The 12733-nt window shown below is 70.5% G+C and carries 14 protein-coding genes, 1 tRNA gene and 1 other RNA gene; 6 read left to right on the forward strand and 10 right to left on the reverse strand.

What is annotated here, in order from left to right; all coding sequences use genetic code 11:
• Window positions 1-8: 8 nt before the first annotated feature.
• An RNA gene (gene rnpB / locus RY94_RS17005) (RNase P RNA component class A) lies at window positions 9-407 on the reverse strand.
• An 80-nt stretch (window positions 408-487) separates the two neighbouring features.
• Between rnpB and RY94_RS13000 the strand changes: the two genes are divergently transcribed.
• Window positions 488-1249, forward strand: a complete 762-nt coding sequence (locus tag RY94_RS13000; protein WP_043445706.1) for a YaaA family protein — start codon at window positions 488-490, stop codon at window positions 1247-1249.
• Window positions 1250-1350: 101 nt separating this feature from the next.
• Here the strand turns inward: RY94_RS13000 and RY94_RS13005 are convergent, their stop codons facing one another.
• The 3 genes from RY94_RS13005 to RY94_RS13015 form a co-directional block, all read right to left on the reverse strand.
• Window positions 1351-2253: a reverse transcriptase-like protein gene (locus tag RY94_RS13005; protein WP_043446649.1), complete on the reverse strand. Its 903-nt coding sequence runs from the start codon at window positions 2251-2253 to the stop codon at window positions 1351-1353.
• A 74-nt stretch (window positions 2254-2327) separates the two neighbouring features.
• Window positions 2328-3077, reverse strand: coding sequence for a zinc ribbon domain-containing protein (locus tag RY94_RS13010; protein WP_043445709.1), 750 nt, complete (start codon window positions 3075-3077; stop codon window positions 2328-2330).
• Window positions 3078-3163: 86 nt separating this feature from the next.
• Window positions 3164-4051: a Nif3-like dinuclear metal center hexameric protein gene (locus RY94_RS13015; RefSeq protein ID WP_043445712.1), complete on the reverse strand. Its 888-nt coding sequence runs from the start codon at window positions 4049-4051 to the stop codon at window positions 3164-3166.
• A 105-nt stretch (window positions 4052-4156) separates the two neighbouring features.
• Between RY94_RS13015 and msrA the strand changes: the two genes are divergently transcribed.
• From msrA to epsC, 3 genes are all read left to right on the forward strand, one after another.
• Entirely contained in the window at window positions 4157-4681 is a 525-nt protein-coding gene (msrA, locus tag RY94_RS13020) for a peptide-methionine (S)-S-oxide reductase MsrA (RefSeq protein ID WP_043445714.1), read from the forward strand.
• A 114-nt stretch (window positions 4682-4795) separates the two neighbouring features.
• Window positions 4796-5731, forward strand: coding sequence for a cysteine synthase A (gene cysK / locus RY94_RS13025; protein ID WP_043445716.1), 936 nt, complete (start codon window positions 4796-4798; stop codon window positions 5729-5731).
• Window positions 5732-5778: 47 nt separating this feature from the next.
• Window positions 5779-6366, forward strand: coding sequence for a serine O-acetyltransferase EpsC (epsC, locus tag RY94_RS13030; RefSeq protein ID WP_043445719.1), 588 nt, complete (start codon window positions 5779-5781; stop codon window positions 6364-6366).
• 73 nt (window positions 6367-6439) lie between these two features.
• Here epsC and gndA read toward each other — a convergent pair whose 3' ends face one another.
• Complete coding sequence (gene gndA, locus RY94_RS13035; RefSeq protein WP_043445722.1) at window positions 6440-7876, reverse strand: NADP-dependent phosphogluconate dehydrogenase; 1437 nt, start codon at window positions 7874-7876, stop codon at window positions 6440-6442.
• A 229-nt stretch (window positions 7877-8105) separates the two neighbouring features.
• Between gndA and rlmN the strand changes: the two genes are divergently transcribed.
• Both rlmN and RY94_RS13045 read left to right on the forward strand, forming a co-directional pair.
• Entirely contained in the window at window positions 8106-9332 is a 1227-nt protein-coding gene (rlmN, locus tag RY94_RS13040) for a 23S rRNA (adenine(2503)-C(2))-methyltransferase RlmN (protein WP_043445724.1), read from the forward strand.
• Window positions 9333-9420: 88 nt separating this feature from the next.
• Window positions 9421-9496: transfer RNA gene (locus RY94_RS13045), tRNA-Val, on the forward strand.
• Between the two features lie 264 nt (window positions 9497-9760).
• On the opposite strand, the gene RY94_RS13050 is transcribed toward RY94_RS13045, so the two are convergent.
• The 5 genes from RY94_RS13050 to RY94_RS13070 form a co-directional block, all read right to left on the reverse strand.
• A complete protein-coding gene (locus RY94_RS13050; RefSeq protein ID WP_156135170.1) occupies window positions 9761-9973 on the reverse strand; it encodes a hypothetical protein in 213 nt (70 codons plus the stop codon).
• 35 nt (window positions 9974-10008) lie between these two features.
• Window positions 10009-10599: a hypothetical protein gene (locus RY94_RS13055; RefSeq protein ID WP_156135171.1), complete on the reverse strand. Its 591-nt coding sequence runs from the start codon at window positions 10597-10599 to the stop codon at window positions 10009-10011.
• A 139-nt stretch (window positions 10600-10738) separates the two neighbouring features.
• Window positions 10739-11674 (reverse strand): NAD-dependent protein deacetylase, encoded by a 936-nt coding sequence (locus RY94_RS13060; protein ID WP_043446652.1) that lies wholly within the window; start codon window positions 11672-11674, stop codon window positions 10739-10741.
• Between the two features lie 23 nt (window positions 11675-11697).
• Window positions 11698-12162, reverse strand: coding sequence for a redoxin domain-containing protein (locus RY94_RS13065; RefSeq protein ID WP_043445735.1), 465 nt, complete (start codon window positions 12160-12162; stop codon window positions 11698-11700).
• Window positions 12163-12165: 3 nt separating this feature from the next.
• On the reverse strand, window positions 12166-12585 hold the full coding sequence (locus RY94_RS13070) for a DUF3052 domain-containing protein (protein WP_043445737.1): 420 nt from the start codon (window positions 12583-12585) through the stop codon (window positions 12166-12168).
• Window positions 12586-12733: the final 148 nt, after the last annotated feature.

Consider the following 12733-nt stretch of genomic DNA (forward strand, 5'->3'; position numbering starts at 1 on the left):
GAGGTCGAGGGATGGGTCGACCGATACGCCGGGTTCTGTCATCGCGCGCCGTCGCCGGCCCGCGAGTAGCGACCATCCATCTACGGACGCCGTTGCCGACGCCCTCCAGCGGCCTACCCGTGCACTCGGGCGGGCAGCCCTCGATCGCGCACTGTCTGGCCTTGCTCCGGGTGGGGTTTACCGAGCCGTGCCGGTCACCCGGCACGCTGGTGGTCTCTTACACCGCCTTTTCACCCTTACTGCCCGCGCCGGCCGAAGCCTGCGGCGGGAGCGGTCTCTTTTCTGTGGCACTGGCCTGCGGGTTACCCCGAGTGGGCGTTACCCACCACCCTGCCCTGCGGAGCCCGGACGTTCCTCGGTGGAGCGGATGCTCTCGCACCGTCCAACGCGGCCGCCTGGTCGACCCATCCGGTGACCATTCTAGGTGACCGCGACGCCGCCGGCTGCCGCGCACGGGTCGTCGGCCCGGGTTGGATACAGTGGATCGGTGCTGATCCTGCTCCCCCCGTCCGAAGGCAAGTCCGCAGCCCGTACGGGTGCCCCGCTCCACCTCGACGATCTCCACTTCCCCGAGCTCAACGACGCGCGCCGGGCCGTGCTCCACGCCCTCAGGACCGCCAGTGCCGCCGACGACGCGCACGCGGTCCTCGGCGTCGGGGCGTCCCTCGCCGAGGACGTGGCACGGAACCTGGTGCTGGACGTGGCACCCGCCGCCCCCGCCCACGACATCTACTCGGGGGTCCTGTACGACGCCCTCGACTATGCCGGCATGACCGCCGTGCAGCGCCGCAAGGCGCGGGATCAGTGCGTCGTCGTGTCCGCCCTGTGGGGCGCCGTGGGGTTCGGCGACCGGATCCCGGCGTACCGCCTGTCGATGTCGGTGGACCTCCCGGGCACGGGGCGCCTCGCGACCTACTGGAGGAAGCATCTCGCGGCTCCCCTGGCGCACCACGCGGAGGACGGCCTGATCGTCGACTGCCGGTCGAGCACGTACGCGGCGGCCTGGGCCTCACCGCCGCAGCAGAGCGCCGCCGTCAACGTGTTCCAGGTCCGGAACGGGAAGCGGACGGTCGTCTCGCACTTCGCGAAGCACACGCGGGGCGAGCTCGCCCGGCACCTGATCACGCGCCGCGGTGCAGCACCCGCGACGCCGGACGCCCTGCTCGGGGCCGCCCGCGAGAAATGGACGGCCGAACTCGAGCCGGCCACCGGGCGGAAACCCGCGCAGCTGAACATCGTGCTCGACTGACGGGAGCTCCGGGCCCGTCGAGTCGGCCGCGTCGGTGGGCATCCGGGTGGATGCCCACCGGGTCGCGGCAGTAGCTGGGCGGGCGCGGGGAGGGCCGACGGTCAGTCGGCGACGAGCTCCACTTCGAACCCCTCGGCGTTCTCGAGGTACGCGGCGTAGTGCTCGGGGCCGCCCGCGAACGGGTGGCGGTCGGCGAACAGCAGCGACCAGCCGTGGCTGGCCGCGCGCCGGACCAGGAGGTCGACGTCGGCGCGCGAGCCGGCGCGGAACGCGAGGTGGTTCACCCCGGGACGACGGCGGTCGTGCCCGTCCGCTGCGACGTCCGGTCCGCTCTCCAGGACCACGTAGAACTCCTCGGACCCGAAGCTCGCGCCGTTCTTCCACGACTCCCTGCGGGGGAACCCGAGCCGCTCGAGGAGCCAGCCCAGGCTGGCGTCCGCCGCGGGAAGATCCTTCGTCCACACCTCGACGTGGTGCAGGCGGCCCACGCGGCGGGGCGCTTCCTGCGCGGGAGCCTCGCGTGCGGTCGTCGGAGCACCCGACGGCGCGGTCGACGGCGCGGCCGTGGCGGCGCGGGGCTTCCAGTCGACGCCCGCCATGCCGGCGTCCATCGCCTCGTTGGACAGCCGGTCGGCGTCCTTGTTCCGCTCGCGCGGGATCCACTCGTAGGTCACACGGCGCGGATCGAGGACCTTCCGCGCCCGGGCCGCCAGGACGCGCATGTCGGCGTGCTTGATCTGCCACCGCCCGGACATCTGCTCGACGACGAGCTTCGAGTCCATCTTCACGTGCACGGCGGCCTGCGGGTTGATCTCGCGGGCGAGCTCGAGGCCGGACACGAGTCCGGAGTACTCGGCGACGTTGTTGGAGGCCTTGCCGATGTAGGCGGCCTTCTCCACGAGGATGCGGCCCGTGTCGGGATCGCGCACCAGGGCGCCGTAGCCGGCGTGCCCGGGGTTGCCGCGGGATCCGCCGTCGGCCTCGACGACCAGGCGTGCGGGCAGGTCCTGCTGCGCGCGGTCCTGGTCCTCGTCCTGGTCCTGGTCCTGGGCATAGGGGTCGAACAACTGCTGATCCGTCACGGCTGCTGGTTTCCCCAGTCGCTGGAGCGGACGAGGATGCAGCCGGAGTCGGGGCAGAGGACGACGTCGTCGGGCGCGGCGGCGGAGATGTCGGCGAGGTCGCCGGGGCTCAGCTGCATGCCCGATCCCTCGGACTTCCCGTGGAAGAGGCGTGCCGCGCCCACACCGCGACGGGCCAGGATCCGGTCGTAGATGGCCAGGAGCGGCGCGTCGAAGGTGGCGGCGAGCTCGTCCCGCTGCGCCTGCACCTGCGCGCGCTGCGCATCGATGGCGGCCAGCTCGGCGTCCCGGGCGTCCTCGAGGGCCTTGAGTTCCGCGCGGACGCCGTTCGTGCGCCCCTGCACCTCGGCCTGCGCGGCCCGTGCCGTGTCCACGCGCTCCATGACGTCGAGTTCGACGTCCTCGAGGTCCGATCGCCGCTTCGTGAGGGTCGCGACCTCGTGCTGCAGGGCGGTCAGGTCCTTCGAGGTCCCGGTGCCGCTGTTGAGCCGCTTCTCGTCGCGTTCGAGGCGGTTGACGACGGACTGGACCTCGTCCTCCGCGCGGGTCAGTTCGCGCTGCAGGTCCCCGAGTTCCGTGGTCGCGCGGACGAGTTCGCCGTCCACGTCCGCCACCCGGCCGGCGACGATCCCGATCTCGGGATTGCTGCGCGCGGCGGCGGCCTGGCGGGAGAGCTTGTTGAGGGTCGAATCGAGGGCCTGCAGGTCGAGCAGGCGGAGTTGTTCCTCGGGTGCAGCCTTGGCCACGATAAACCTCCAGGATGGGACGGATGGGGCACGACGAGCGGGCGTGGGCGTCGTCCCAGCCTAGGCCACGACGCCCGGGGCGGCGGTCAGTGACCGGGCGTGAGGACGAAGTCCCAGGGGTCGGTGTTGACCCCGCTCACCCGGATGTCCGTGGTGAAACCCTGATCGGTGAGGACGTTGGCGAGGGCCTCGGCGGCGGGCGTCAGCCACAGCCACTCGCTGCCGAAGTGCGAGACGTCGATCAGGTACGGCGCGGCACCGGCCGCTGCCTCCCTGACCTCGGACGCCGGGTGGTGCCGCAGGTCCGCGGTCACATAGACGTCGGCACGGCTCGACCGGACGCTGTCGAAGAGGGAATCGCCGGCACCGCCGCAGACGGCGATCCTGCGCACCGGTGCGTCCTTGTCGCCGGCGACGCGCACACCGCCCGCGACGGCGGGGAGGATGGAGAACACCACTTCCGCGAAGTCGCCGAGCGTCATCGGCGCCCCGAGGTCCCCGACCCGCCCGATGCCCTCCTCGGGCAGCCCGTCCGCCGCCCGGGTGAGCGGCCGCACGTCCTGCAGGCCGAGGGCGTCCGCCAGGACGTCGGACACTCCCCCGACCGCGCTGTCCCCGTTGGTGTGGACCGTGACCAGGGCACAGCCTGCCTCGATCAGCCGGTGGACGGCCTCCCCCTTGAAGCCCGACGCGGCGACGGAGGAGACGGGCTTGAGGAGCAGCGGATGGTGGGACACGATCATCGTCGCGCCCCAGTCGAGCGCCTCGTCGAGGACGGCCGCGGTGGGGTCCACGGTGAACAGGATCCTGTCCGCCCGTTTCCCGGACCGGCCGGCCACCAGCCCCACCTTGTCCCAGTCCTCCGCGAGGCTCTCGGGCCACAGCTCCTCGATGGCGAGGAGCACGTCGCCGACGGTCGGAGCCGTCGTCGTCCCAGGGCCGGCCGTGGCGTCGTCGTGCTCGTTGTGGTCCATGACACCAGTAATACCCGCCGCCGACGGGCCCGCCAAGTCCGCGCCGTCGACCGACGGCGGAACGGGCGCGGGAATCATCGGCGCGTGGCGCGCATTGACACAGTCATGAAGACTTTTGTGCTTGGAGGGGGCTGCTTCTGGTGCCTCGATGCCGTCTACCAGAAGACCCGCGGCGTGACGGAGGTCGTCTCCGGCTACACCGGCGGTCACACGAGGAACCCGGACTACGACAGCGTCTGCTCCGGGATCACCGGGCACGCCGAGGTGGTGGCGGTGACCTTCGACGAGGAGGTCGTCCCCGAGGACGTCATCCTGGACATGTTCTTCGTGTCCCACGACCCCACCACGCTGAACCGGCAGGGCTACGACGTCGGCACCCAGTACCGCAGCGTGATGTACCACCAGGACACGGAGCAGAAGGAACTGTTCGAGGACGCGATCCGCCGCAACCAGGAGAACTGGAAGAACCCCATCGTCACGGAGGTCAGCCGGCTCCCCCGCTTCCACATCGCCGAGGACTGGCACCAGGACTTCTACGCCAAGCATCCCGAGCAGGGCTACTGCCAGGTCATCATCAACCCGAAGCTCGCGAAGGCGCGGAAGTATTACGCCCAGTGGCTGGCCGCGTAGGAGCGCCGGCGCCCGGCCGTTAGGCTGACCGCCGTCGCCCCGGAGCGGGCCCGCGCCGCCCCACCCACGACGACTCCCCGCACCTCCCCCCACTCCCGAAAAGGCAGGCTCCCCATGGCAAAGATCTACGACGACGTCACCCAACTGGTCGGGCGTACTCCCCTCGTCCGCCTCAACCGGCTGACCGAGGGGCTCGAGGCGCAGGTCGCCGTCAAGCTCGAGTTCTACAACCCGGCCAACAGCGTCAAGGACCGCATCGGCGTCGCCATCATCGACGCCGCCGAGAAGGCCGGCGCCCTGCGGCCCGGCGGCACGATCGTGGAGGGGACCTCCGGCAACACCGGGATCGCCCTGGCCATGGTGGGCGCGGCCCGCGGGTACAAGGTGGTGCTGACCATGCCGGAGACCATGTCCACCGAGCGGCGCGTCATGCTCCGGGCCTACGGCGCCGAGATCGTCCTCACCCCCGGCTCCGAGGGCATGCGGGGCGCCGTCGATCGCGCGAAGGAGATCGTCGCGACGACCGAGAACGCCATCTGGGCGCAGCAGTTCGCGAATGCGGCGAACCCCGAGATCCACCGCACCACCACCGCGGAGGAGATCTGGGAGGACACCGACGGCGAGGTGGACATCTTCGTGGCCGGCGTGGGCACCGGCGGGACGATCACCGGCGTGGGCCAGGTCCTCAAGGAACGCAAGCCCGGCGTGCAGATCGTCGTCGTCGAGCCGGCCGACTCCCCCATCCTCAACGGCGGCGCTCCCGGCCCGCACAAGATCCAGGGCCTCGGCGCCAACTTCGTCCCGGAGAACCTCGACCGCGAGATCTACGACGAAGTGATGGACGCCACGGTGGAGGACTCGGTGCGGGTGGCCCGCGCGCTCGGCACCCAGGAGGGCATCCTCGGCGGCATCTCGTCGGGGGCCATCGTCTGGGCGGCGCTCGAACTCGCGAAGCGTCCCGAGAACGCCGGTAAACTCATCGTGGCCGTGGTGTGCGATTTCGGCGAGCGCTACATCTCCACGATCCTCTTCGACGACATCCGCGGCTGATCCTGCCGCGACGTGCGTCCCCGACCATTCCCACGAGAAGGTACCCGGTGAGTTTTCTAGAACGACTGCGTGAGGACCTCGAGACCGCGCGCACCCACGATCCGGCTGCGCGTGGCCCGTTCGAGACCACCGTGGTGTACTCGGGGCTGCATGCCATCTGGGTGCACCGCCTGACCCACCGGATGTGGCGCGACGAGAGGCTGCGGTTCCCCGCCCGCGCGCTGGCCCAGCTGGCGCGTGCCCTCACCGGCGTGGAGATCCACCCCGCCGCCACCATCGGCCGCCGGTTCTTCATCGACCACGGGATGGGGGTCGTGATCGGGAGCACCGCGGAGATCGGCGACGACGTCATGCTGTACCAGGGCGTCACCCTGGGCGGACGCTCGCTGGAGAGGGTCAAACGCCATCCCACCATCGGGGACCGCGTGACGATCGGCGCGGGCGCCAAGGTGCTCGGGCCCATCACCATCGGTGCCGGCAGCGCGGTCGGCGCGAACGCCGTCGTGGTCAAGGACACGCCCCCGGACTCGATCATCACCGGCATCCCGGCGACGTTCCGCCACCGGGACTCCCGCCGCGAGACACAGCCGGCCGTCGACCCCGCGGAGTACGTGGACCCGGCGATCTACATCTGACGCAGGCCCTCCGTACGACGGAAGCCCCGGACCGAGGTCCGGGGCTCCCGTCGTGGTGAGGGGTGCAGGCCGGTCAGTGGGTGTCGACGGCCTCGATCTCGGACTTGTCCTCGCCCCACAGCGTGTGGAAGGTGCCCTCGCCGTCCACCCGGTTGTAGGTGTGAGCGCCGAAGAGGTCGCGCAGGCCCTGCGTCAGGGCGGCCGGCAGGCGCGGGCGGCGCAGGCCGTCGTAGTAGGCCAGTGACGCCGAGAACACCGGCACGGGGATGCCCAGCTGGACGGCGGTGGCGACCACGCGGCGCCAGGCCGGCACGGCGCCGGCGATCGACTCGGCGAACGCGGGGGCCAGCAGCAGGTTGGCCGGGCGGTCGCCGCCGGCGTACGCCTTCATGATGTCGTCGAGCAGCTCGGCCCGGATGATGCAGCCGGCCCGCCACAGGGACGCGATCTCGTCGAGCCTGAGGTCCCAGCCGTACTCCTTGGCCGCGGCCGTCAGCATGTCGATGCCCTGGGCGTAGCTCACGAGCTTCGAGGCGTACAGCGCGAGCCGGACGTCCTCCACGAAGGTCTCGGGCAGCTCGACGGTGCCCTCGTGGCCCTGCAGGATGTCCTGGGCCAGCACGCGCTGCTCCGTCTGGGAGGACAGGGCGCGTGCGAAGACGGACTCGGCGATGCCCGACGTCGGGCTGCCCAGCGCCAGTGCGGACACGACGGTCCACCGTCCGGTCCCCTTCTGCCCGGCGGCGTCCACGACGACGTCGACGAACGGCTTCCCGGTCCGCGCATCCGTATGGCCGAGCACCTCGGCGGTGATCTCGATGAGGAACGAGGACAGCGTCCCGGTGTTCCAGTCGGTGAAGATCTTCGCCTGGTCGGCCGGCTCGATGCCGGCGCCGGAGCGCAGGAGGTCGAAGGCCTCCCCGATGACCTGCATGTCCGCGTACTCGATGCCGTTGTGCACCATCTTCACGAAGTGGCCGGCGCCGTCCGTGCCGATCCACCGGCAGCAGGGCTCCCCGTTGTACTTGGCGGAGATCTTCTCGAGCATGGGGCCCAGCGAGTCGTAGGCCTCCCGGGACCCGCCGGGCATGATGGACGGGCCGAGGAGCGCGCCTTCCTCGCCGCCGGACACGCCGACGCCGACGAAGTGCAGGTCGTGCGCGGACAGGGCCGCTTCACGGCGCCGCGTGTCCTCGTAGTGGGAGTTGCCGCCGTCGATCACGATGTCGCCTGGCTCCAGCAGGGGCACCAGCTGGTCGATCACGGAGTCCACCGGCTTGCCGGCCTTCACCATGATGAGCACCCGGCGGGGCTTCTCCAGCGCGTCGACGAGTTCCTGCATGGTCTCCGTGCGGACGAACTCACCGTCCCCGCCATGCTTCTCCAGCAGGGCGTCCGTCTTCTCGTTGGATCTGTTGTGCACGGCCACGGTGTAGCCGTTGCGGGCCAGGTTGCGGGCGAGGTTGGCTCCCATGACTGCCAGGCCTGTGACGCCGATCTGTGCGCTCAATGTGTTCTCCGTTGTTGGTCACCTGCATGCAACGCGCTGCATGTGCCGGAGCTTCGGGCGCGTTCCCGCGCGGTGCCTCCGGTCGCTTTCACACTATTACCGCCACGCGGCGCGCCGCCACACCCGCGGATGCCGGCACCCCTATATGTCGCCCGGTCTGCGGTTCCCGCCTGCCGTCCACACCGCACCCGACTGGGACGCTGGTGCCATCCGTGAAAGAATGATAAGGATGTCCGACGTTACCGTTCCCCCCACTGCCCTTGCCCCCGCCTCCTCGCGCCCCCAGGTGCGACCCGAGGTGGAGGGCGCCGCGCCGATCGTGTCCAGCGACGGCAGGCCGCTGCTGCAGTTCAAATCACCCCGGGTCAGCCAGCCGCCGGTGCACCTGGCGGACCTGACCCTGCCGGAACGGCAGGAGCGGCTGAAGGAACTGGGACACCAGGGCTTCCGCGCCAAGCAGCTGTCCACGCACTACTTCTCGCACTACACCACCGACCCCGCGGCGATGAGCGACCTGCCGAAGGCCGGGCGCGAAGAACTGGTCGCGGCCATGTTCCCGCCGCTGCTCACCGAGGTGAAGCGACTCACCACGGACAACGGCGACACCATCAAGTTCCTCTGGCGCCTCTTCGACGGCGCCCTCGTGGAGTCGGTGCTGATGCGCTACCCGGGCCGGGTGACGCTCTGCGTGTCCTCGCAGGCCGGCTGCGGCATGAACTGCCCGTTCTGCGCGACGGGCCAGGCGGGCCTGACGCGCAACATGTCGACGGCGGAGATCGTCGACCAGGTGGTCGCCGCGAACCGTGCCCTCGCCGAGGGGGCCCTCGGCGACCTGCGCACGGACGGCGGGCACGACGCCGACCGCGTCACCAACATCGTCTTCATGGGCATGGGTGAGCCGCTGGCCAACTACAAGCGCGTCATGGGTGCCCTCCACCGCTTCGTGGACGACTCCCCCGAAGGCCTCGGCATGTCCGCCCGCAACATCACGGTGTCCACCGTGGGCCTGGTGCCGGCCATCAACAAGCTCGCCGCGGAATCGCTGCCGGTCACCTTCGCATTGTCCCTCCACGCGCCCGACGACGAGCTCCGCGACGAGCTGATCCCGGTCAACACGCGCTGGAAGGTCGACGAGGCGCTCGACGCCGCCTACAACTACTACCGTGTCACCGGGCGCCGCGTCAGCATCGAGTACGCGCTCATCAAGGACATGAACGACCACCCGTGGCGTGCGGACCTGCTGGCGAAGAAGCTCAACCAGCGCGGACGCGGCTGGGTGCACGTCAATCCGATCCCGCTCAACCCCACGCCGGGATCCATCTGGACGGCCTCCGAGAAGAGCGTGTCCACCGAGTTCATCAACCGGCTGCGCGACGCCGGGATCCCGACCACGCTGCGCGACACCCGCGGCAAGGAGATCGACGGCGCGTGCGGCCAGCTCGCCGCCGAGGAGTAGGCGCGCCCGGATTGGCGTCGACGATCCGCGAGCCGGTATAGTCGATCCTCGTGATGCCGCCCGGACCGGGCACGGTGTCACGGGACGAGGGTCTTTAGCTCAGCTGGTAGAGCGCCACGTTTACACCGTGGATGTCATCGGTTCGATCCCGGTAGGACCCACCACAGAGACAGAAGGAGCCCCGCACCTGCGAGGCTCCTTCTGCGTTCCCGTCCGCGCCTGCGGTCAGTGTGCGGCCGCGCGTACGTGGGCCTGGCATTCCGCGCAGAAAAGGGTTTCGCAGACCTCTCCGCAGCACTGGCACCGGTGCTCTGTATAGCTCATGCATCGACAGTAATAGCTCGGCCCGTGCGCCACCCGGGGGGCCGCTACTCGACCTGTCCAGCGAAAAAACAGGTAGTCCGGGGCGCTTCCGTCGCAGCGCCCGGTCAGCGGTCCTTCAGAACGGCGATCAGCCTTCCGGCCAGGACAACGAGCACCAGGGACGCGCCGACCACGAAGAGCAGGGCGAGCCACAGTGCCGGCCCGCCGTCGTCGTCGACGCCGAGTCCGAGCCTGCGGGCGGCGATGCAGAGCGCCAGCATGCTCGCGCCCACGACGAGGATCGCCGTCCTCCGATTCCACTGCCACTGTCCACGCACGCCGTCCACTCTAGCGGCCGTCCCGTCGTGTCTTCCTACCCCCGCGCTTCCGCCACGCCCACAGGTACGCCGTCGGAGAAGGTCACCACGTAGTCCTGGCCCATGATCTCGACGACGCACTGCAGCGCCCCGGTGATCCGGCAGTCGTCGCCGGCACCGGGCGTCGCCGGATCCTCGAAGATCGGCTCCAGGAGTTCGGGCGCGATGCCGGGCGGCGTGGGCTCGAAGAAGGGCCTGGACCCGGGGCGCTGGCAGGTGGAGGGATCGGCAGGATCCGTCCACCAGGCGCCCTCCTCCGTGATCGGGCACTGCGGGGAAGGCTCCCCGGGGAGGAGTTCCGCCGCGGGGTCGGCGGCCCGCCCGTCCGCGGGGGGAGACGGAACGGGGCCCGGCGCCGTCGTCGACGCCGGGTCGGCCGCAGCCGCCGGGGACCCGCCCGCAGCGGAAGGACCGTCCGACGGCGCCACGAGGAGCGGGGCGGACGCCGGCGGGGCGATCGCGGCGCCGGAGACGGTCACGGCCTCGTCCGCGGCCGTCCGGCCCTGCGTATCGAGCACCAGGGGTGCTGCGACGAGCGCCGCCGCGGATCCGAAAGCTACCAGAAGAGACCGTGTTGTGTGCTGCATTGTTCCACCCTGCTCGAGAGACCTGATGGGACGACGCTACGGGGGCGCAGCCGGCGCCGACACCGCAGTCACTACTCGGACGGAAAGTTGACTACCTGCACGCCACGGTGTCCACTACCCGCACGCCACGGTGCAGTGCCTACGGCAGCGCCAGGTCCGGGAGCCGGCCGGCCAGATAGGTGAGGGCCTCGGAGACGCCGACCTCGATCTTGAGCGAGGCGAACTCGTCGCCGCGCGTCCATCCGCGGTTGATGATCACCACGGGCTTGCCCCCCTTCGCCGCGTGGCGGACGAAGCGCAGTCCGCTCATCACGGACAGCGAGGACCCGGCGACCAGCAGCGCGGCGGCGGCGTCGACCATGGCGTAGGCGTCGGCCACCCGGGCCTTGGGCACGTTCTCGCCGAAGTACACGAAGTCCGGCTTGAGCATGCCCTCGCACACCGGGCACGGGGCCATCACGAAGTCGCCGGTGTCGTCCACGTCGGCATCGGCATCGGGGGCGATGTCCCCGGCGTCGGACTGCCGCTCGAGATAGCCGGGATTCAGTGCCTCGAGGATCTCGGCGATCCGGGATCGCGGGAAGGACGAGGCGCACTGCAGGCACACCACGCGGTCGAACGTCCCGTGCAGGTCGATGACGTTGACGCTTCCGGCCGACGAATGGAGCCGGTCGACGTTCTGCGTGATGAGGCCGGACAGCAGGCCCCGCTGCTCCAGCCGTGCGACGGCGGCGTGCCCCGCGTTGGGGTCCGCCCGGCGGAGGTGCCGCCACCCCAGGTGGTTCCGCGCCCAGTAGCGGCGGCGCAGGGCCTCGTCGCCGACGAACTGCTGGTAGGTCATCGGATTACGCGGCACGGACTGCGGACCGCGGTAGTCCGGGATGCCGGAGTCGGTACTGAGCCCGGCGCCCGTCAGCACGGCCAGCCGCAGCCCGCCGAGCAGGGCGACGGCCCCGTCGAGGAGCTCACGGTCGGCCGCCCCCAGTACCGGGAGGACGGGCGCCGGAGGCTCACGGACGAAGCCGGTCAGTCCGAGCCCCGGGTTGGACTCCGGTCCGGGCAGGTCGTCACGCATCCGCATGCCGCCGCCCGGAACGGTCACAGGGCCGCTTCGACCGAGCTCAGCGCGTGCGCGTAGTCGGCGATCGGTCGGCCCTGCCCGTGGGCCGAGGACACGACGGCGCGGACCACGCCCGCGCCGTCGAGCACGTAGCTGATGCGCTCGGCGTAGCCCTGCTCCTCGTCGAACGCACCGTAGGCGCGCGTGATCGCGCCGTGCGGCCAGAAGTCGGCCAGGAGGTCGAAGGAGATGTCGTTCGCGTCGGCGAACGCACGCAGCGTGTACTTGTGGTCCACCGAGACGGCCACGAGCGTGACGCCCGCGGCGTCGAACATCTCCAGGTTGTCACGGAGCTGACCGAGTTCGTCCGTGCAGACGCGGGAGAACGCGAAGGGGAAGAAGACGACCACGGAGCCGCCGACCAGGGACGCACGGGTCACCGTCTCGCCGAACTGGTTCGCCAGGGCGAACCCGGGTGCCACCGACCCGACGTCGAGGGGCACGTCCTACTGCTTCCGGCGGTTGACGAGCCGGGTGGCGGCCCATTCCTTGGACACCCCGGCGGAGGACGTGGAGTGCAGTCCTGCCGTCGGCGCGGCTTCCTGGATGTCGGCGGGCGGCACGTATCCGGGCCGGCCCGACTTCGGCGTGAGGAGCCAGACGACCCCGTTCCCGCCGAGGGAGGTCAGGGCGTCCACGAGGGCGTCCACGAGGTCGCCGTCACCGGTCCGCCACCAGAGAAGAACGCCGTCGACGACGTCCTGGTCGTCCTCCGTGAGCAGTTCGGACCCGATACCGTCCTCGAGGTTTTCGCGGAAGTCGAAGTCGACGTCGTCGTCGTACCCGAGTTCCTGAACGAGGTCCCCCTGCTTGAAACCCAACTTGCCTGCCACGTCGACCGCGGTGGCGGCTTCAGCCTCGCTCACTTGTCTCCTCCTGGAAAGACGGGACTGTCGCCCGACGGATCCTGCTATAGATGTGCATGCCTACCAGCCAACACCTTTATGCGCCAAGCATCAAGCCAGCGGACGGATTTCGGGTACGGCGTCGACGCGGACGGCCGAATCTCCGGCC

Source organism: Arthrobacter sp. L77 (assembly GCF_000816565.1).
Taxonomy (GTDB): Bacteria; Actinomycetota; Actinomycetes; order Actinomycetales; family Micrococcaceae; genus Arthrobacter_D; species Arthrobacter_D antioxidans.

Excerpts from the sequence above, each read along its gene's own strand:
- RY94_RS13015 (WP_043445712.1), bottom strand. The coding sequence starts at position 4,051 with ATGGACCACAACGAGCACGACGACGCCACGGCCGGCCCTGGGACGACG.
- msrA (WP_043445714.1), top strand. The coding sequence starts at position 4,157 with ATGAAGACTTTTGTGCTTGGAGGGGGCTGCTTCTGGTGCCTCGATGCC.
- cysK (WP_043445716.1), top strand. The coding sequence starts at position 4,796 with ATGGCAAAGATCTACGACGACGTCACCCAACTGGTCGGGCGTACTCCC.
- rlmN (WP_043445724.1), top strand. The coding sequence starts at position 8,106 with ATGTCCGACGTTACCGTTCCCCCCACTGCCCTTGCCCCCGCCTCCTCG.
- RY94_RS13055 (WP_156135171.1), bottom strand. The coding sequence starts at position 10,599 with ATGCAGCACACAACACGGTCTCTTCTGGTAGCTTTCGGATCCGCGGCG.
- RY94_RS13060 (WP_043446652.1), bottom strand. The coding sequence starts at position 11,674 with ATGCGTGACGACCTGCCCGGACCGGAGTCCAACCCGGGGCTCGGACTG.